The organism is Streptomyces sp. NPDC104831, assembly GCF_055583025.1.
This window is the reverse complement of the sequence record NZ_JBVJOT010000032.1, coordinates 23,381-40,580: the sequence shown is the minus strand read 5'-3', so window position 1 is coordinate 40,580 and position 17,200 is coordinate 23,381. Positions and strand designations below refer to the sequence as shown.

Annotated in this window: 16 protein-coding genes; 7 read left to right on the top strand and 9 right to left on the bottom strand. The window is 75.4% G+C overall.

What is annotated here, in order from left to right:
• Positions 1-143: 143 nt before the first annotated feature.
• The 3 genes from ACZ63H_RS22115 to yczE form a co-directional block, all read right to left on the bottom strand.
• Positions 144-518, bottom strand: a complete 375-nt coding sequence (locus ACZ63H_RS22115) for an RNA polymerase-binding protein RbpA (RefSeq protein ID WP_003977404.1) — start codon at positions 516-518, stop codon at positions 144-146.
• Between the two features lie 285 nt (positions 519-803).
• Positions 804-1,580 (bottom strand): glycerophosphodiester phosphodiesterase, encoded by a 777-nt coding sequence (locus ACZ63H_RS22110; RefSeq protein WP_469867518.1) that lies wholly within the window; start codon positions 1,578-1,580, stop codon positions 804-806.
• A complete protein-coding gene (yczE, locus tag ACZ63H_RS22105; RefSeq protein ID WP_469867516.1) occupies positions 1,577-2,275 on the bottom strand; it encodes a membrane protein YczE in 699 nt (232 codons plus the stop codon). Before yczE ends, ACZ63H_RS22110 begins: the two co-directional genes overlap by 4 nt.
• Positions 2,276-2,378: 103 nt before the next feature.
• On the opposite strand from yczE, the gene ACZ63H_RS22100 reads away from it, so the two are divergent.
• Positions 2,379-3,887 (top strand): SCO1417 family PLP biosynthesis transcription factor, encoded by a 1,509-nt coding sequence (locus ACZ63H_RS22100; protein ID WP_469867514.1) that lies wholly within the window; start codon positions 2,379-2,381, stop codon positions 3,885-3,887.
• A gap of 61 nt (positions 3,888-3,948) precedes the next feature.
• Here ACZ63H_RS22100 and ACZ63H_RS22095 read toward each other — a convergent pair whose 3' ends face one another.
• The gene (locus ACZ63H_RS22095; RefSeq protein WP_469867512.1) at positions 3,949-5,574 is read right to left on the bottom strand and encodes a hypothetical protein; all 1,626 of its coding nucleotides are present in this window, start codon (positions 5,572-5,574) and stop codon (positions 3,949-3,951) included.
• A 40-nt stretch (positions 5,575-5,614) separates the two neighbouring features.
• Positions 5,615-5,809 carry a hypothetical protein gene (locus tag ACZ63H_RS22090; protein ID WP_469867510.1) on the bottom strand — a complete coding sequence of 65 codons (195 nt, stop codon included), beginning with the start codon at positions 5,807-5,809 and terminating at the stop codon, positions 5,615-5,617.
• Between the two features lie 301 nt (positions 5,810-6,110).
• Between ACZ63H_RS22090 and ACZ63H_RS22085 the strand changes: the two genes are divergently transcribed.
• The 4 genes from ACZ63H_RS22085 to ACZ63H_RS22070 all read left to right on the top strand — a co-directional run bounded on the left by ACZ63H_RS22085 (position 6,111) and on the right by ACZ63H_RS22070 (position 10,780).
• On the top strand, positions 6,111-6,503 hold the full coding sequence (locus tag ACZ63H_RS22085; RefSeq protein ID WP_467942125.1) for an ankyrin repeat domain-containing protein: 393 nt from the start codon (positions 6,111-6,113) through the stop codon (positions 6,501-6,503).
• Between the two features lie 301 nt (positions 6,504-6,804).
• Entirely contained in the window at positions 6,805-8,223 is a 1,419-nt protein-coding gene (locus ACZ63H_RS22080; RefSeq protein WP_469867508.1) for a HEAT repeat domain-containing protein, read from the top strand.
• Positions 8,224-8,477: 254 nt separating this feature from the next.
• On the top strand, positions 8,478-9,605 hold the full coding sequence (locus tag ACZ63H_RS22075; RefSeq protein ID WP_469867506.1) for a glycosyltransferase family 4 protein: 1,128 nt from the start codon (positions 8,478-8,480) through the stop codon (positions 9,603-9,605).
• Positions 9,602-10,780 carry a glycosyltransferase gene (locus ACZ63H_RS22070; RefSeq protein ID WP_469867504.1) on the top strand — a complete coding sequence of 393 codons (1,179 nt, stop codon included), beginning with the start codon at positions 9,602-9,604 and terminating at the stop codon, positions 10,778-10,780. Before ACZ63H_RS22075 ends, ACZ63H_RS22070 begins: the two co-directional genes overlap by 4 nt.
• 127 nt (positions 10,781-10,907) lie before the next feature.
• Here the strand turns inward: ACZ63H_RS22070 and ACZ63H_RS22065 are convergent, their stop codons facing one another.
• The 4 genes from ACZ63H_RS22065 to ACZ63H_RS22050 all read right to left on the bottom strand — a co-directional run bounded on the left by ACZ63H_RS22065 (position 10,908) and on the right by ACZ63H_RS22050 (position 14,635).
• Positions 10,908-11,777, bottom strand: a complete 870-nt coding sequence (locus ACZ63H_RS22065) for a 5-oxoprolinase subunit C family protein (protein ID WP_469867502.1) — start codon at positions 11,775-11,777, stop codon at positions 10,908-10,910.
• A 40-nt stretch (positions 11,778-11,817) separates the two neighbouring features.
• Positions 11,818-12,435: a 5-oxoprolinase subunit B family protein gene (locus ACZ63H_RS22060; protein ID WP_469867500.1), complete on the bottom strand. Its 618-nt coding sequence runs from the start codon at positions 12,433-12,435 to the stop codon at positions 11,818-11,820.
• Positions 12,432-13,190 carry a LamB/YcsF family protein gene (locus ACZ63H_RS22055; protein ID WP_469867498.1) on the bottom strand — a complete coding sequence of 253 codons (759 nt, stop codon included), beginning with the start codon at positions 13,188-13,190 and terminating at the stop codon, positions 12,432-12,434. The genes ACZ63H_RS22060 and ACZ63H_RS22055 overlap by 4 nt, the downstream gene beginning before the upstream one ends.
• A 122-nt stretch (positions 13,191-13,312) precedes the next feature.
• Positions 13,313-14,635, bottom strand: a complete 1,323-nt coding sequence (locus ACZ63H_RS22050; protein WP_469867497.1) for an MFS transporter — start codon at positions 14,633-14,635, stop codon at positions 13,313-13,315.
• 124 nt (positions 14,636-14,759) lie between these two features.
• Between ACZ63H_RS22050 and ACZ63H_RS22045 the strand changes: the two genes are divergently transcribed.
• Positions 14,760-15,467: a GntR family transcriptional regulator gene (locus ACZ63H_RS22045; protein WP_469867495.1), complete on the top strand. Its 708-nt coding sequence runs from the start codon at positions 14,760-14,762 to the stop codon at positions 15,465-15,467.
• A 195-nt stretch (positions 15,468-15,662) separates the two neighbouring features.
• Positions 15,663-17,192 carry a hypothetical protein gene (locus tag ACZ63H_RS22040; RefSeq protein WP_469867493.1) on the top strand — a complete coding sequence of 510 codons (1,530 nt, stop codon included), beginning with the start codon at positions 15,663-15,665 and terminating at the stop codon, positions 17,190-17,192.
• The last annotated feature ends 8 nt before the right edge of the window (positions 17,193-17,200 follow it).

The following is a 17,200-nucleotide window of genomic DNA, read 5'->3' as shown; positions in this document are numbered from 1 at the left end:
TTAGCCTCGCGGGAGCCCCCCTGTGTGTCGATATCTCCCCCGCCCCCACACGCCACACCCCCCATCACCCCGCCCATCCCCCCGCGCCACCCCCCCCGCGGTCGTTGTGTCGCGCTGTGAATCGGCCCGGTCCCGCGCGGGGACTAGGCGCTCTTGCGGCTGTCCCTGGGGTGGACCGCGATGTTCATCGCGCCCGAACGCAGCACCGCCAGACGCTCCTCGAGGACCTCTTCGAGTTCCTCGCGGGTGCGCCGCTCCATCAGCATGTCCCAATGGGTGCGCGCGGGCTTGGCCTTCTTCTCCTCAGGGCCGTCGCCGTCCACCAGGAGTGCCTGGGCACCGCAGACCTTGCACTCCCACTCCGGCGGGATCTCCGCCTCCACCGAGAAGGGCATCTCGAAGCGATGCCCCTTCTCGCATGCGTACTCCACGGCCTGGCGCGGAGCCAGGTCGATGCCGCGGTCCGTCTCGTAGCTGGTCACCACGAGGCGCGTACCGCGAAGAGCTCGCTCACTCATGAATCGTGCCTCCCGGGCTTGTCGCCCACAGGACAGGTGTCGCTGTCGTCGTCATCCGGTCAACGTCCGGTCGGCGGTAAAGATTCCCGTTCCGGGTCATGCGTCGCCGTCGTAGCCGCCCCTTGTTCTACCCACAGGCGCCCGGTTTGTCACATCTGCTAGAAGATGTCACCCAGCGTTTCGGCATCTTTGACGCGCAGTAACGGTACGCCTGGCAGGCCAAACGCGTACACTACCGCTCTTTCACGCCGAGTGCGAAATCGGGTCCGGGTCGCCCCGGGGCGGTCAGGCCCAGACGCCGCGCTTCTCCATGACCTCGCGCAGGATGTCGATGCGGTCCGTCATGATGCCATCCACGCCGAGGTCCAGCAGCCGGTGCATCCGCTCCGCCTCGTTGACGGTCCACACGTGCACCTGGAGCCCGCGCGCGTGGGCGGCGCGGACGAAGCGGTGGTCGACCACGGGCACGCCCGACCGGTCCTCGGGCACCTGCGCGGCCACGGCCGACCGGCGCACCGCCGCGGGCAGCCCCCAGGAGCGCAGCCGCAGGCCCAGCACCCCGCGCGTGCCGAACGAGGTGGCGAGCCTCGGCCCGGCCAGCCGCTGCGCGCGCAGCACCCGGGCCTCGGAGAAGGAGCCCACGCAGACCCGGTCCCAGGCGTTCGCCCGCTCGAGCAGCGCCAGCAGGGGCCGCAGCGCCGGCTCCGCCTTGACGTCGATGTTCCAGCGCACCCCGGGGAAGGTCTCCAGCAGCTCCTCGAACAGGGGCACCGGTTCGCGGCCCGCCACGCGCGCCTGCCGCACCCGCGCCCACGGCAGGCCGGCGATCCGGCCCGCGCCGTCGGTGACCCGGTCCAGCGTGTCGTCGTGGAAGGCGACGATCCGGCCGTCCGCCGTGGCGTGCACATCGGTCTCGATGTACCGGTAGCCCAGCTCCACCGCCCGCCGGAACTGCGCCACGGTGTTCTCCAGGCCGTCGGCCGCGCCGCCCCGGTGGGCGAAGGCGATCGGCCCCGGGTGGTCCAGATACGGATGGCGCGGCGGGGGCGTCGTCGAGGTCACGGACGCAGTATCGCCCGTTCGGGTGTCCCGGCGGCAACGACGGTGCTGCCCGCCGGTGCCGCCGGGGCGGCGAACATCCGCAGGAACACCTGCGCCAGCGGGCCGATGGACACGGCGTACAGCACGGTGCCCACCCCGATGGTGCCGCCCAGGACGAACCCGGTCGCCACCACCGCCACCTCCACGGCCGTGCGCATCAGCCGGATCGAGCGTCCGGTGCGCCGGTGCAGCCCGGTCATCAGCCCGTCGCGCGGGCCGGGGCCGAAGCGCGCCGCGATGTACAGGCCGGTCGCCATGCCGTTGAGCACCACGCCGGCCAGGAGCAGGGGGACGCGGACGGCGAGGGAGCGGACGTCCGGGAGCAGCGCGAGGGTGCCGTCCATCGCCAGACCGACCACGAAGACGTTGGAGACCGTGCCCAGCCCGGGCCGCTGCCGCAGCGGGACCCACAGCAGCAGCACCGCCGCCCCCACGAGGATCGACACGACCCCGATGCTGAGTCCGGTCAGCTCCGCGAGCCCCTGGTGCAGCACGTTCCACGGCTCCAGACCCAGTCCGGCCGCCACGAGCAGCGCGGAACTCGCGCCGTAGAGGGCGAGTCCGGCGTAGAGCCGGACCAGGCGCCGTCCGAGTCGCCGGCCGGGCGCGGACGTGCCGACGGTGGACCCGGTGGCATCGGAGCCGACAGTGGACATGGAAATACCCCCCTGAGTGGTGGCGGTGGCCTGACACATGTCACTCTGTGGCTCGATAACCCTCGCCATCCATGGCCAATCCGGGGAAGGTGGACTGATCTTCATGGCGCAGTGGACCTCGGCGGTGGGGGCGGCGCAACTCGCCCGGCTCCTCACCTCCCAGCAGGACCGCCCGGCCGGCCCCGGCACCCGCCGTCCCCCCGCCTACCGCGCCCTCGCCGACGGCATCCGGCTGCTCGTCCTGGAGGGCCGCGTCCCGGTGGCCGCGCGCCTGCCCGCCGAACGCGAACTGGCCCTGGCCCTCGCCGTCAGCCGCACCACCGTCGCGGCGGCCTACGAGGCGCTGCGCGGCGAGGGCTTCCTGGAGTCCCGGCGCGGCGCCGGCAGCTGGACCGCCGTGCCGGCCGGCAACCCGATCCCGGCGCGCGGCCTGGAGCCGCTGCCCCCGGAGTCCCTCGGGTCGATGATCGACCTGGGCTGCGCCTCGCTCCCGGCGCCCGAGCCGTGGCTCACCCGGGCCGTGCAGGGCGCCCTGGAGGAGCTGCCGCCGTACGCCCACACCCACGGCGACTACCCGGCCGGGCTGCCCGCGCTGCGCTCGATGATCGCCGAGCGCTACACCGCGCGCGGCATCCCCACCATGCCGGAGCAGATCATGGTGACGACCGGCGCGATGGGCGCCATCGACGCGATCTGCCATCTCTTCGGGGGCCGCGGCGAACGCATCGCCGTCGAGTCGCCGTCCTACGCCAACATCCTCCAGCTCATGCGCGAGGCGGGCGCCCGGCTGGTCCCGGTCGCGATGGCCGAGGGACTCACCGGCTGGGACGTGGACCGCTGGCGGCAGGTGCTGCGCGAGGCCGCGCCGCGCATCGCCTACGTGGTCGCCGACTTCCACAACCCCACCGGGGCGCTCGCCGACGAGGACCAGCGGCGCCGGCTGGTGGACGCGGCGCGCTCGGCCGGCACGGTGCTGGTCGCCGACGAGACGATGAGCGAGCTGTGGCTCGACGAGGATGCGCGGGACGGCGGCATGCCCCGGCCGGTGTGCGGCTTCGACCCGGCCGGCTCCACGGTGATCACGGTCGGCTCGGCCAGCAAGGCGTTCTGGGCGGGGATGCGGATCGGCTGGGTGCGGGCGGCGCCGGACGTCGTCCGCAGCCTGGTCGCCGCGCGGGCCTACGCCGACCTGGGGACGCCGGTGCTGGAGCAGCTGGCCGTGAACTGGCTGTTCAGCACCGGTGGCTGGGCGCAGGCGGTGGAGCTGCGCCGCGCGCAGGCCCGAGAGAACCGGGACGCCCTGGTGGCGGCGGTGCGCCGGGAGCTGCCCGACTGGGAGTTCGAGGTGCCGCGCGGGGGGCTGACGCTCTGGGTGCGGGCCGGCGGTCTGTCCGGGTCCCGGATCGCGGAGGCCGGTGAGCGGACGGGCGTCCGGGTGCCGTCCGGGCCGCGCTTCGGTGTCGACGGGGCGTTCGAGGGCTATCTGCGGCTTCCGTTCACCGTCGGGGGAGCGGTGGCGGACGAGGCGGCGGCCCGGCTGGCCGCGGCGGCGCGCCTGGTGGAAGCCGGCCTGACCGGGGGGACGGAGTCGCCGCGCACGTTCGTGGCGTAGGGCGGCACGCCCGCCCCGGGAGCGGGGGAGGGGGCGCCCCGCCGGGGCGCCCGGGACCGGGTCAGGACTCCGCCGCCACGGCTTCCGCCGGTACCGGTGTCCCGGCCGGTACCGGTTTCGACAGGTCCGCCGGCCCGGCCGGGGCGGCGGTCGCCGGGGCGGCGGTGGGCCGCGCGGGCAGCAGGTCCAGCACCGCCTGCCGGTCGGCGTCGCTCGTGGCGTCGTCGTAGGGGTCGGGCGTGCGCGGCACCTGGAGCCGGTGCACCGGGCCCGCGCCCAGCCGGGCGTACCCCCGCCCGGGCGGCACGTGCGCCGGCGGCGTGGTGTGCGGCACCGCCCCGAGCACCGCCTCGACCTGCCGCGGGGCCGCGGCCCCGAGCACGACCCGCGCGCGCGTGTGCTGCCGTACCGCGTCGCCGAGCGTCTCCGCGCTGTCGAACTGCTCGGCGACGACGACGGTCACGTTCGCCGCGCGGCCGTGCCGCAGCGGCACCTGGAGCAGCGCCTGCGGGTCCTTGCGGCCGTCGGCCGCCGCGAGGTGCGTGAAGACGGCGGGCCGGTCCAGCAGGATCCACAGCGGACGCCGGGTGTCCTCGGGCGGCGGGTCGCCCGCCTGCCGGGCCAGGTTGACCGCGATGAGCCGCCGCTCGGTCTCCCGCGCGGCCCACTCCAGGCTGGCCAGCGCCCCGGCGAGCGCGCACTCCACGGCCAGGACCCCGTCCCGGCCGGTCAGGCAGGCGTACTCGCCGGTGCCGCCGCCGTCGACGATCAGCACATCGCCGTGGCGCAGGGCCTGCAGGGCGATGGAGCGCAGCAGGGTGGAGGTGCCGCTGCCGGGGTGGCCGACGGCCAGCAGGTGCGGCTCGGTGGAGCGGACGCCGGTGCGCCAGACGACCGGCGGGACGTCGACCCGTTCCTCTCCGTAGGACAGGGGAAGCGTGCGCTGGACCTCGCTGGGGTCGGTGTAGCCGAGGACGGTCTCGCCGGGCGCGGTGACGAAGCGCTGGGCGGGGATGTCGGCGGGCAGCGGGACGAGCGCGGTGACGGTGAGCCGGTTGGCCTCCTCGTCCCAGTCGAAGTGGTACTCGCGGCTCCGCCCGGCCTTGGCGGTGAGCAGCTGCTCGACCCGTGCGCGGGACTCGGGCTCGCCGTCCGGGAAGTAGGCGGGGTAGCGGATCACCAGGTGGCCGACGCGCCCGGCGGCGTCGAACTCGGCCGCTGTGAACGCCTTCTCCCACTCCCCGCCGTGCGCGTACAGCGGCGCCGGGTCGTCGGTGCCGGAGAAGTGGGGAACCAGGGCCTCGTAGAGCGCCGTGAGGCGTTCGGTCCGGGCCGCGTCGGCATCTGCGGACGCCGACGGGGTGCGGTCGCGGCCCTGCCAGGCCGCCGCCGCCATCACGGTGACGACGGCGAGCAGCGGCCCGTACGGCATCAGGGCCACGACCATGACCGCGGAGGCCGCGAGGAACAGCAGGGGCCCGCGCCGGTCCTTCGGCGTGTCCGTCCACCGGCGCCGGCCGGCCGCGGCCAGCACGCCCAGCCCGCGCGTGACGGTGATCAGCGGATGGAGGATGTCGGTGGCGCTGTCGGCCGCCGTCCGGGCCAGCTCCCTGCTCCGGGCGAGCTGCGTCCGGGCGAGCTGGGCGCTGTCCTTGCTCAGGATGCGGGGGAGGGGGCGCCGGGCCACTGCTGACTCCTGATCGTGCGTGCGGGCGGTACGGGCGGGGTCAGAACTTGATGCCGCCCAGGAGGCTGGCGAGGCTCTCGCCCCCGGCTTTGATGCTCGGGGCGATGCCGGTGGTCGACAGGTAGAAACCGAACAGGGCCGACACCGTGGCGTGCGAGCCCTTCAGCCCGTCCTTGCGGGAGAACAGGAAGACGACGGTGCCGAGCAGCAGCACGCCGGAGAGGGACAGGATCATTTGGGGCCTCCTGGTGTCGAAGGTGGGGGACAGTCACCATGAGTTCTTCCAGGATCACAGCATGTATCCATACGATTAAAGGTGCAACTGGGTGAAAACCGGTGGATCCCGCCCACTCGGAGGAGGCGGTCATGGCCCGGTCGACCAGGGCGGTTGCCTCCCCCCGGGCCTGTCGGTGATCTTTACCTCGGGCACATCGGGTCATGTGCCCCGGCAGCCAGTACGCTGGCGATTCACTCGTACGAAGCAGTCCCCCAGTCAGCCAAGCAGTCCCCAATCAGCATGGAGAGGCGGTCCGGCCATGAGTGAAGCCCCCGACCCCGAGGTCGTGGAGCTGGCGACCAAGATCTTCGATCTGGCCCGGCAGGGACAGACCGAGGCGCTCGTGGCGTATGTCGACGCGGGTGTGCCCGCCAACCTCACCAACGACCGCGGCGACTCCCTGGTGATGCTCGCCGCGTACCACGGCCACGCCGACGCCGTGCGGGCCCTGCTCGCCCGCGGCGCCGCCGCCGACCAGATCAACGACCGGGGCCAGACCCCGCTCGCGGGCGCCGTCTTCAAGGGCGAGACGGACGTGATCAAGGCCCTCCTGGAGGGCGGCGCCGACCCCGCCAAGGGCACGCCGTCGGCCGTCGACACGGCCCGCATGTTCGGCAAGGCGGAACTGCTGGAACTGTTCGGCGCGCGCTGAACCGATTGTTCCGACCAGCAACCACACGGAAAACGGGGGAGGCGGTACGGGGCCGCCGGAAATACGGTCGCGGCAGCACACACCGCGGGTCATCATGACGACGTGATTCACGGACGCGATGGCTGGGCAGGTGTTGCCGCACCGCGCGGGCCGTGATGCGGTCCGCATGGGCCACCGACGAGAGGCAGAGAGAGATGGTCTACAGCAAGCACGAGACGGCGGGCGCTCCGACGTTGTGTCGCGCGGCCAGGTAACGCGTGTTCACCCGGTTGCGTCGACGCTTGATGTGAGGCTGTTTCCCATGTTCGATCCGGTCATAGCGCCCAGCGGTACCCTGCTCGGGCTGCTCCAGCGCGGCCGTGGCGACGGAACGCTGCACGCGCTGACGGCCCCGCGCGCCGAAGCGCTCGCGGCCCTGAACCACTGTGTGCTGCGCGACCCCCGCCACGACTGGCAGGTGGAGAACCGCTCCCTCTACTACGCCCGCCTCTACCTCGACCTGAACGGCGGGCTGGACGCCGTCGAGGCGCACCTCTTCGACGCCGAGGACGTCCTCGACACCGACGAGTCCCGCACCGGCCTGGCCCTGGCCGTCCTCGGGCACCTCGCCTCCTACGGCCGACGGGACGCCCTGGACCTGCTGCGCAGGTACGCCGCGCACGGCTCCAACTGGGCCTGGGCCCTGGACGAGCTGGCGCTCCGGGACGACGACGCGGGCCTGCGCGCCCTCGCCGCCCCCGTCCTGGCCCGCTTCGCCACCGATCCCGAGGGCGAGGCCGAGCTGGCCGCCGCCGTGCGCGACGCCTTCGAGCCGCGGCCCTGGCGATTGTGGGCCGAGGACCCCCGCACGGCGATCGCCGCACGCGTGCGCGCCGCCCAGGAGGCCGGCTGCTTCGACCGCTGGCAGCGGCAGATGCGCCCCACCGGCCCCCGGCCCGGCTGGAGCGTGCGCGCCGTCTTCGAATGGGCCCAGCAGGGCATGGAGCGCGGTGCCGCCCTCCACGTGCCCGCGGCCCGCTGCCTGGTCGCCGTGGCCGGTCCCGAGGACCGGCCCGAGATCCTCCGGGCCGCCAGGACGGGCGACGACGGAGCCCGCTGCACCGCCCTGCGCTACCTCGCCGACAGCGAGGACCCCGACGCCCCCGACCTGATCGAGGCCGCGGTCGCCGACGGGAGCACCGTCGTCGTGGAGGCCGCCGTCGACGCCTTCGAACGGATGCGCGGCGTGACCGCCGTGGACCGGGCGCGCGGCTGGGCCCGCCGCTCCGACGCGCTCGGCGCCGCCGCCGGCCGCATCCTCGCCTGCCGCGGCGGCACCCGCGACCGCGACCTCGTCCTCGCCGCCCTGCGCCAGGCCGTGCGCGCCGAGGGCCCCGACGCGCCCACCCTGTGGACCCTCGTCGACGGCGCCGGACGCCTCGGCATCGGCTGCGCGGCCCCCGTCCTGCGGCACGTCTACCGCGAGACGGCCTCCTCCCACCTGCGTGGCCGCGCCGCCCGCGCGCTGGCCGCCACCGACCCCTCCTTCGCCGCCGGCTTCGCCGTCGAGTGCCTGTGGGACTGCGAGGAGACCACCCGCGAACTCGCCGCCCGGCACGCCGAGACCGGGGACGCCCGGGTCGTGGAGCGCCTGCGCCGCCTGGCCGCCGACCCGGCCGAGGAGGACGAGGTGCAGACCGCCGTACGCAGCCGCTTCGGGCCCGACGCCACCCTCGGCTGACCCCACCCGCGCCTTCCGCCCGGGCCGACGACCGCCCGGCGGGTGAACGGTGGACGACCCGCGGGCCAGGCCGTCGTGACGGGGGCCTGACCCGCGGGGGCGGGCCCGTCGTCACGTGCGCCCGACCCGCGGGGGCGGGCCGTCGTCAGGGGACCCGGACCCGCCCGGGCGGGCCGCCCAACGCTCATGGGACGTTCCCCGCGCGGAAAGATCGAAGTTGACGTGGGCACGTCCGGCGCGGCGACAACACCCGTATGCGTGTCGTCATCGTGACCGAATCCTTTCCCCCCGATGTGAACGGCGTGGCCCACTGCGCGCTCCAGACCGCCCGGCACCTCGTGGACCGCGGTCACCACCCGCTCGTCGTCGCCCCCGCCCCCGCGCCCGGCACCGGTCCGGACCCGGACGCCCCCTGCCCGGTCGTCCGGGTCCCCTCCCTGCCGCTGCCCGGCTACCCCCAGGTCCGCGTCGCCCTGCCCAGCCGGCGCCTCGCCGCCGCCCTCCTCACGCACCGCCCCGACGTGGTCCACCTGGCCAGTCCCTTCGTCCTCGGCGTGCGGGGCATGGCCGCCGCCGCCCGGCTCGGCATCCCCACCGTCGCCGTCTACCAGACCGACCTGGCCGGCTACGCCCGCACCTATCTGGGCGCCGGGGAGGCCGCGGCGTGGCGGCGGATTCGCTCCGTGCACGCCGCCGCCGACCGCACCCTGGCCCCGTCCAGCGCCGCACGAGCCGACCTGGAGGAGCACGGCGTGCCCCGGGTGCGGCTGTGGCCGCGCGGCGTGGACACCGTGCGTTTCCGGCCGGACCGCCGCGACGAGGCACTGCGCCGCGCACTCGCCCCGCACGGCGAGGCGATCGTCGGCTACGTCGGCCGGCTCGCCCCCGAGAAGCGCGTCGACCTCCTCTCCGGGGTCTGCGGGCTGCCCGGCGTACGGGTCGTGGTCGTGGGTGACGGGCCCAGCCGGGCCCAGCTCACCGAGGCCCTGCCCGGCGCCGTCTTCCTGGGCCGCCGCACCGGCGGCGAACTCGGCCGGATCGTCGCCTCGCTGGACGTGTTCGCGCACACCGGCCCGTACGAGACCTTCTGCCAGACCGTCCAGGAGGCCATGGCCGGCGGAGTGCCGGTGGTCGCGCCGGCCGTCGGCGGCCCGCTCGACCTGGTCGCCCACGGCCGCACCGGGCTGCTCGTCCCGCCGCGCGACCCCGCCGCCCTCCGGGAGGCCGTCCGCGCCCTGGTCGCCGACCCCGCGCGGCGGGCCGCGTACGGCGCCGCCGCCCGCGCGAGCGTCGAGGGCCGCACCTGGGCCGCCGTCGGCGACCAACTCGTCGACCACTACGACCAGGTCCTCGCGGCCCGCAGGACGGCGGTGGCGGCATGACCGGACCCGCCCTGCGCATCGTCCGCCTCGCCAACTTCGTCACCCCCGCCTCCGGGGGCCTGCGCACCGCCCTGCGCGAACTCGGCAAGGGCTACCTGGCCGCCGGACACGAACCCGTCCTGGTCGTGCCCGGCGAGCGGCACACCGACCGCGCCACCGAACAGGGCCGGGTCGTCACCCTGCCCGGCCCGTCGCTGCCCGGCACCGGCGGCTACCGGGTCCTCGCCGACCGGCGGCGGGTGGCCGCCCTCCTGGCGGAGCTGGCCCCGGACCGGCTGGAGGTCTCCGACCGGACCACCCTGCGCTGGACCGGCCGCTGGGCCCGGCGCGCGCGCGTGCCCGCCGTGATGGTCTCCCACGAGACCGCCGACGGCGTCCTGCGCACCTGGGGCCTGCCCGAACCGCTCGCCCGGCGCGCCGCCGACTCCCTCAACACCCGCACCGCGCACGTCTACTCACGGGTGGTGTGCACCACCGGGTTCGCCGAGCGCGAGTTCGTCCGCGTCGGCGCGCGCAACGTCGTACGCGCCCCCCTCGGCGTCGACCTCGCCGAACGCCACCCCGCGCTCCGCGACCCCGGGCTGCGGGCCCGCCACGCGCGCGCGGACGAGACGCTGCTCGTGATGGCCTCCCGGCTGTCCGTGGAGAAGCGGCCCGGCACGGCCCTGGACACCCTGGAGGCGCTGCTGCGGCGCGGCCGGCGGGCGGTGCTCGTGGTCGCCGGGGACGGCCCGCTGCGGGCCCGGCTGGAGCGGCGCGCCCGCGACCGAGGGCTCCCGGTGACCTTTCTCGGGCACGTCTTCGACCGGGCCGCCCTCGCCGCGCTCCAGGCCTGCGCCGACGTGTGCCTGGCGCCCGGGCCCGCCGAGACCTTCGGGCTGGCCGCGCTGGAGGCCATGGCGTGCGGCACGCCGGTCGTGGCGAGCGCCCGCTCCGCGCTGCCCGAGGTCATCGGGCCCGCCGGGGCCGCCGCGGCCGGCGGGCCCGAGACCTTCGCCGACGCCGTGGAACTGCTCCTGGAACGCGGCGAGGCCGAGCGGCGGGAGGCGGCACGCGCGCGTGCGGAGCGCTTCGGCTGGAAAGCGGCCGTGGAGGCGTTCCTCGCGGCCCACGACGCGGACGTCCCGCGCCGCCGCGTCGGCGCCCGGCCCGCCGTCCCGGAGGGCGTGGCCTGACGGCCGGCGCCGCCGGGGCCGGTGGTGGCCGCACCGCGCCGTTCCGCAGGTGTGGCCGCAGGGCGGTGCCGGGCCGGTGGCGGCACCCGGCGTCGCTCCGGGGTACGGCCGGAAGGCACGGTCGGGGTCAGCGGGGGCGCACCGGTACGAACCTGACCGGCGTGCCCGGCGGCGCCTGCGCGGCGGCCGGCAGGTCGGCGGCGCGCACCACCGCGATCACCGGGTAGCCGCCCGTCGTCGGATGGTCCGCGAGGAACACCACCGGCCGCCCGTCCGGCGGCACCTGGACCGCGCCGAGCACCATCCCCTCGCTGGGCAGCTCCCCGGACCGGGCCCGCTCCAGGGCGGGCCCCTCGGTGCGCAGGCCGATGCGGTTGCTCGCCGTGGACACCCGGTACGCGCGCGTGGTGAGGTCCCGGACCGCGCCCGCCGTGAACCAGTCGTCGCGCGGCCCCAGGGTCACCCGGAGTACCAGCTCGGCGGGCGGACGCGGCTGCGGGGCGACGTCCACGCGCGCGGCAGCGCCGGCCGGGGGGCCCAGCGGCAGCACCGTCCCGTCCGTGAGCGGGGCCGGGCCGAGGCCCGACAGCAGGTCGGTCGCGCGGCTGCCGAGGACCGGTTCCACGGCGATGCCACCGGCGACGGCCACGTAGCCGCGCACACCGGCCGTGACCGCGCCCACCTCCAGCAGCTCGCCCGCCGGCACCACGACCGGGGCGCCCCACGCGGCCGGGCGGCCGCCCACCGACACCGGGCCCGGCGCGCCGCCGACGGCGACCGTCACCGTCGAACGCGGGCGCAGCGCACAGCCGTCCAGCGTGGTCTCCAGCACGGCGGCGTCCGGCGGATTGCCCACGAGCCGGTTCACCAGCGCCGCCGCGGGCGCGTCGAGCGCCCCGGAGCGCGGCACGCCGAGGTGCGCGTACCCCGGCCGACCCCGGTCCTGCACGGTGGTCAGCGCCCCGGCCCGCACCACGACGAGCACCCGATCGCTCACGGGCCCGCCTCCCCGGGGACCGCCGGGCGGGCCGTCCCCCTCACGTCTCCTCCACCGGCACGAACCGCACCCGCGCCCCCGGCGCCAGCAGCGCGGCGGGCACGCGCCGGTGGTCCCACAGCACCGCGTCCGTCGTGCCGATCAGCTGCCAGCCGCCCGGGGAGGAGCGCGGGTACACGCCCGTGTACGGACCGGCCAGGGCGACGGCGCCCGCGGGGACGGCCGTGCGCGGGGTGGCGCGGCGCGGGACGGCGTAGCGGTCCGGGAGGCCGGTGAGGTAGCCGAAGCCCGGGGCGAAGCCGCAGAAGGCCACCGTGAACTCCGTACCGGCGTGGATGCGGGCCGCCTCCCGCCCGGTCACCCCCCAGTGCCCGGCGACCACCGCGAGGTCCGGGCCGTCGTAGCGCACCGGCAGCTCGATCAGCTCACCCGCCCCGGACGGCGCCTCGGGGATCCGCGCGGTGGTCAGTTCCGCCGCCCAGCGGTCCGGGTCGGCGAGGCCGTCGAGCAGGACCGTGCGGGCCGCGGGGACGATCTCCCGCACGGCGAGCGCGCCCTCCGCGCGGCGGCGCAGCAGCCACGCGTGCAGGGCCCTCGCCTCCTCACCGGAGGGCACCTCCAGGAGGAGCGCGTCGTCGCCCACGGCGAGCGCCCTCACGCGAACGCCTCCACCCGCACGCCCGCCGCCACCAGCCGCTCGCGCACCCGGCGGGCCAGGTCCACCGCGCCGGGCGTGTCGCCGTGCAGGCACAAGGACCGGGCGCGTACCGGGATCCGCGCGCCGGAGAGCGCGATGACCGCACCGGAGCGCGCCAGGCTCACCGAGCGCTCCACGACCGCCTCCGGGTCGGTCACCACGGCGCCCTCCCGGCCGCGCGGCACCAGTGTGCCCTCGTCGGTGTACGCGCGGTCCGCGAAGGCCTCCGTGACGGCGGGCAGCCCCGCCTCGGCGGCCAGCTCCAGCAGCCGCGAGCCGGGCAGGCCCAGCACCGGCAGCGCGGTGCCCGCGAGCCGCACGCCGTCGATGACCGCGCGGGCCTGCTCCGCGTCGCCCACCACCCGGTTGTAGAGCGCGCCGTGCGGCTTGACGTACGCCACCCGCGAGCCCGCCGCCCGGGCGAACACCTCCAGGGCGCCGATCTGGTAGGCGACCTCGGCCGCCAGTTCGGCGGGCGGCACGTCCATCGCGCGCCGCCCGAACCCGGCCAGGTCACGGTAGGAGACCTGCGCGCCGATCGTCACCCCGCGCTCGGCCGCCAGTTCGCACACCCGGCGCATGATGACCGGGTCCCCCGCGTGGAAACCGCAGGCCACGTTGGCGCTGGTGACGACGGACAGCAGCTGCTCGTCGTCGGTCAGCCGCCAGCGCCCGAAGCCCTCGCCGAGGTCGGCGTTCAGATCGATCGCGGTCATGGTGTTCTCGTGTCTCCGGTTCTCGTGGGTTCTCGTGGGTTCTCGTGCGGTGGGGCGTACGGCGATTCTCGTGCGGGTGGGACGCCGCGGCGACGCGGCGCGTCCCGCGGGGGGCGCGCGCCTCAGTCCAGCTCCCTCCCGCGGGTCTCCGGCAGTCCCAGCAGGGCCAGCGCGGCGATGCCGTAGCCGATCGCGCCGAAGACCAGCGCGCCGCCGACGCCCCAGCCGTCCGCGAGGAAGCCGACCAGGGTGGGGAACACCGCGCCCACCGCGCGGCCGGTGTTGTACGCGAACCCCTGACCGGTGCCGCGCACGGCCGTCGGGTACAGCTCGGCCAGGTAGGAGCCGAAGCCGCTGAAGATGGCCGACATGCAGAAGCCGAGCGGGAAGCCGAGCACCAGCAGGAGGGTGTCGGCGCCGTGCGGGATGTTGGCGTACGCCAGGATGCACAGCGCCGACAGCAGCGCGAACAGCCAGATGTTGTTCCGCCGGCCCAGCCGGTCGGTCAGCAGGCCGCCGGTCAGGTAGCCGAGGAACGCGCCGGAGATCAGGAGGGCCAGGTAGCCGCCGGTACCGACGACCGACAGACCGCGTTCGGACTTCAGGTACGTCGGCACCCAGGTCGCCAGCGTGTAGTAGCCGCCCTGCACGCCCGTCGACAGCAGGCTCGCCAGGACCGTCGTGCGCAGCAGCCCCGGGGCGCCGTCCCGGCCGGGGCGGAAGACGGCCGTGAACGAGCCGCGCCGCGGGTCCCGTTCCCGGGCCGCCGTCGCGGTGGGGGCGTCGTGCACCCGGCGGCGCAGCCACACCACGAGCAGCGCCGGCAGCGCCCCGGTCCAGAACATCACCCGCCAGGCCAGATCCTCGTCCACGAAGGAGAAGACCAGGGTGTAGACCAGCGCCGCCAGTCCCCAGCCGGCCGCCCAGGCGCTCTGGACCGCGCCGAGCGTACGGCCCCGGTGGCGCGCGCCCGCGTACTCGGCGACCAGGATCGCGCCGACCGCCCACTCGCCGCCGAAGCCGAGGCCCTGCAGGGCGCGGAAGACCAGCAGCGTCCCGTAGTCGGGCGCGAAGCCGCAGGCGACGGTGAACACGGCGTACGTGACCACCGTGATCATCAGGGCCCGGACCCGGCCGACCCGGTCCGCGACCACGCCGGCCGCGGCGCCGCCGACCGCCGAGACCACCAGCGTGACGGTGGTGAACAGACCGGTCTGGCCGCTGTTCAGGCCGAAGTGCGCGGCGAGCGCCACCATGCTCAGCGGCAGGGTGAAGTAGTCGTAGGAATCCAGGGCGTATCCGCCGAAGGCCCCGCCGAACGCGCGCCGGCCGTGCGGGCCGAGGGCGCGCAGCCAGCCGAACGCGCCGTCCTCGGCGGCCCGCCCGTCTCGCGCCTGCCGTACGCCGGCCAAGGGCCCGGACGAGGGGGGTGGGGTCGTGCTCATGGGCACCTCACAGGAGGGGGGAGGGTGCTGGGAAGTGAGCCGTGTCGAGCACCGTAGGGGATCGTTCAACGATCCTTCAATACCCATGTTGTCTCGTCCCGGTGTGTGCGCTTGAATTCCGGGCATGGCAGAGCAGCTGACGGGACTGGCCGGCGACCGCGTCCTCCTGGGCCGCACCAGCACCGCCGAGCGGGTCTCCGACATCCTCAGGAGCCGCATCTCCGAGGGCTACTTCCCGCCCGGCACCCGGCTGTCGGAGGACAGCATCGGCGGGGCCCTCGGCGTCTCCCGCAACACCCTGCGCGAGGCCTTCCGGCTGCTCACCCACGAGCGCCTGCTGATCCACGAACTCAACCGGGGGGTGTTCGTCCGGGTCCTGACGGTCGAGGACGTGCAGGACATCTACCGCACGCGCGCGCTCGTGGAGTGCGCCGTCGTGCGGGGCCTCGGCGCCCCGCCGTACCGGCTCGGCGGACTGGTCTCGGCGGTCGAGGAAGGGCACGCGGCCGCCGCCCGGAACGACTGGAAGGGGCTGGGCACGGCCAACATCCACTTCCACCGGGAACTGGTCGCCCTCGCCGGCAGCGAACGCACCGACGAGCTGATGCGCAGCGTCTTCGCCGAGCTGCGCCTGGCCTTCCACGTGGCGGACGACCCGCGCCGCCTGCACGAGCCGTACCTCGCCCGCAACGCCCGCATCCTGCAAGCGCTCCAGAAGGGGGACACCCGAGGCGCCGAACGGCTGCTGGAGACGTACCTCGCCGACTCCCTGGAACGGGTCGTCGAGGTGTACCGCCGCCGGGTGGGCGAGGACACGGCCGGCCTGTCCTGAACCGGTGCGGCAGGGCCGTCGGGCCGTCGGCGAACCGGTGCGGCCGGTCCTCCTGGACCGGTGCGGCCGGTCCGTCCCGGCCGACGCGGCCGGCCGGCCCCGGACCGGTGCGGCCGGCCGTCTTCCGCCTCTGCGACGGCCGCCGCTTCTGAGCCGTTTGGGTCGATGTCGGACCCAGGACCTAGTCTGTGCACCGTGACTTCGCCTGCAACGACGGACCGTGTTCCGCCCCAGCTCAGCGCGGGGCCGCGCCCCGCTCAGGGCCCGGCCGCCGACGAGGGACTGGCGCGTCGGCTGCGCGCGCTCGCGTGCACCGCGCCGCTGCACGACCTGGACGCCCGCAAGGCCAACCTGGCCGGCGAGTACTCGGTGTACGGAATGGCGGAGGTGGCGCTCGCCGCCATCGACCTGGTCACGCTGAACATGGACTTCGACACCGGCGCCGACCACGAACAGGTCGTGGCCCGGCTCGTCCCGCGCATCGCCGCCCAGGCCCCGCACCGGTCCGCCGCCGAACACGAGCGCGTGGCCCGCTGGGTCCTGGAGAACCTGATCAACGTCGGCAGCGTGGACCGCGGCTTCCGCGCCGTCTACGGCACCTTCGCGCCGGACGGCACGTACGTCCGCCGGGACTACGACTTCAAGCTGCTCGAGGAGGTCCCCGGCCCCGGCGGCACGGTCTACCTGCGCACCACGGACGAGGCGGTCAACGTCCTGGTCGGCGCCCTCGACACGGACGTCACCAGCGCCCAGATCGCCGCCGAGGTCAAGCTGGAGGTGCTGATCAGCCGCGGCCGGCTCGCCGACGCCCAGCTCGCCGCCGAGCAGGCCCGCTACCGCACGGTGCAGTACTCCGAGACGCTGCGCCGCGCCCTGGACGCCACCCGGCGCAACGTCCGAGCGGTGGACTGGCTCAACACCGTCCCCGACATGATCGCCGAGGCCCTGGACCACGTGGCCGAGCGCTACCGCCACGAGAACGCCATCCTCACCAACATCCGCAAGGCCCGCGACGAGACCGAGGAGCCCGAGCACAAGCGCCGCGCCGCCGAACTCGTCGACATCGTCAAGGACTGCATCCGGCGCCACACCCAGCTCCAGTCGCGCCTGCTGGAGGCCGGCCCGCTGTTCCGCGCCGAACAGGACCGGCAGGCCTTCGCCACCCCGGCGGCGACGTCCGGGATAGACCTCTACGGCCATCTGGTCGCCCCCGTGCTGCCGTTGCCCCTGGAGCAGGCCATCCGGGTCACCGACGCCTTCTTCGCGCGCGGCACCGGACTGCGCACACCGGTCTCCGTCCGGGTCGGCGACCTCGTCGACATCCTGCTGACCCCGCCCGTGGAACGGGAGCACCTGGGCGCGGAGATGCCGGAGCCCGACCTGATCGCCACGCCCGACGACAGCCGGTTCAGCGAGGAACAGCTCGCCGCGGCGACCGACCTGCTGGACCTGCCGCCGGACGCGCCCAGAAGACTGTCCGGACTGCTCGCCGAGGCCAGGGCCCGGGACGGCTACGAACTGGCCTATCTGGTGGCCCTGCTCGCGGTCCACGCGGCCAGCCCGCCCGTCGGCACCGCCTACCGGCAGGGCGAGGAGAGGCTGCTCTTCGCCGTGGACGACGGGACCGAGCTGGACGATCCCGACTTCGGCGGGGCCGACCTCATCGTGGGCACGGCCCTGCTGGACGCCGCCGGGATGGCGGCCGACCGGACGGAAGCAGCATGACCGAGCAC

Bases quoted from the DNA above. Each gene is read 5' to 3' on its own strand.
- ACZ63H_RS22045 (WP_469867495.1), top strand. From the start codon at position 14,760: ATGGCAGAGCAGCTGACGGGACTGGCCGGCGACCGCGTCCTCCTGGGC.
- ACZ63H_RS22075 (WP_469867506.1), top strand. From the start codon at position 8,478: ATGCGTGTCGTCATCGTGACCGAATCCTTTCCCCCCGATGTGAACGGC.
- ACZ63H_RS22100 (WP_469867514.1), top strand. From the start codon at position 2,379: ATGGCGCAGTGGACCTCGGCGGTGGGGGCGGCGCAACTCGCCCGGCTC.
- ACZ63H_RS22055 (WP_469867498.1), bottom strand. From the start codon at position 13,190: ATGACCGCGATCGATCTGAACGCCGACCTCGGCGAGGGCTTCGGGCGC.
- ACZ63H_RS22115 (WP_003977404.1), bottom strand. From the start codon at position 518: ATGAGTGAGCGAGCTCTTCGCGGTACGCGCCTCGTGGTGACCAGCTAC.
- ACZ63H_RS22085 (WP_467942125.1), top strand. From the start codon at position 6,111: ATGAGTGAAGCCCCCGACCCCGAGGTCGTGGAGCTGGCGACCAAGATC.
- ACZ63H_RS22080 (WP_469867508.1), top strand. From the start codon at position 6,805: ATGTTCGATCCGGTCATAGCGCCCAGCGGTACCCTGCTCGGGCTGCTC.
- yczE (WP_469867516.1), bottom strand. From the start codon at position 2,275: ATGTCCACTGTCGGCTCCGATGCCACCGGGTCCACCGTCGGCACGTCC.
- ACZ63H_RS22090 (WP_469867510.1), bottom strand. From the start codon at position 5,809: ATGATCCTGTCCCTCTCCGGCGTGCTGCTGCTCGGCACCGTCGTCTTC.
- ACZ63H_RS22070 (WP_469867504.1), top strand. From the start codon at position 9,602: ATGACCGGACCCGCCCTGCGCATCGTCCGCCTCGCCAACTTCGTCACC.
- ACZ63H_RS22050 (WP_469867497.1), bottom strand. From the start codon at position 14,635: ATGAGCACGACCCCACCCCCCTCGTCCGGGCCCTTGGCCGGCGTACGG.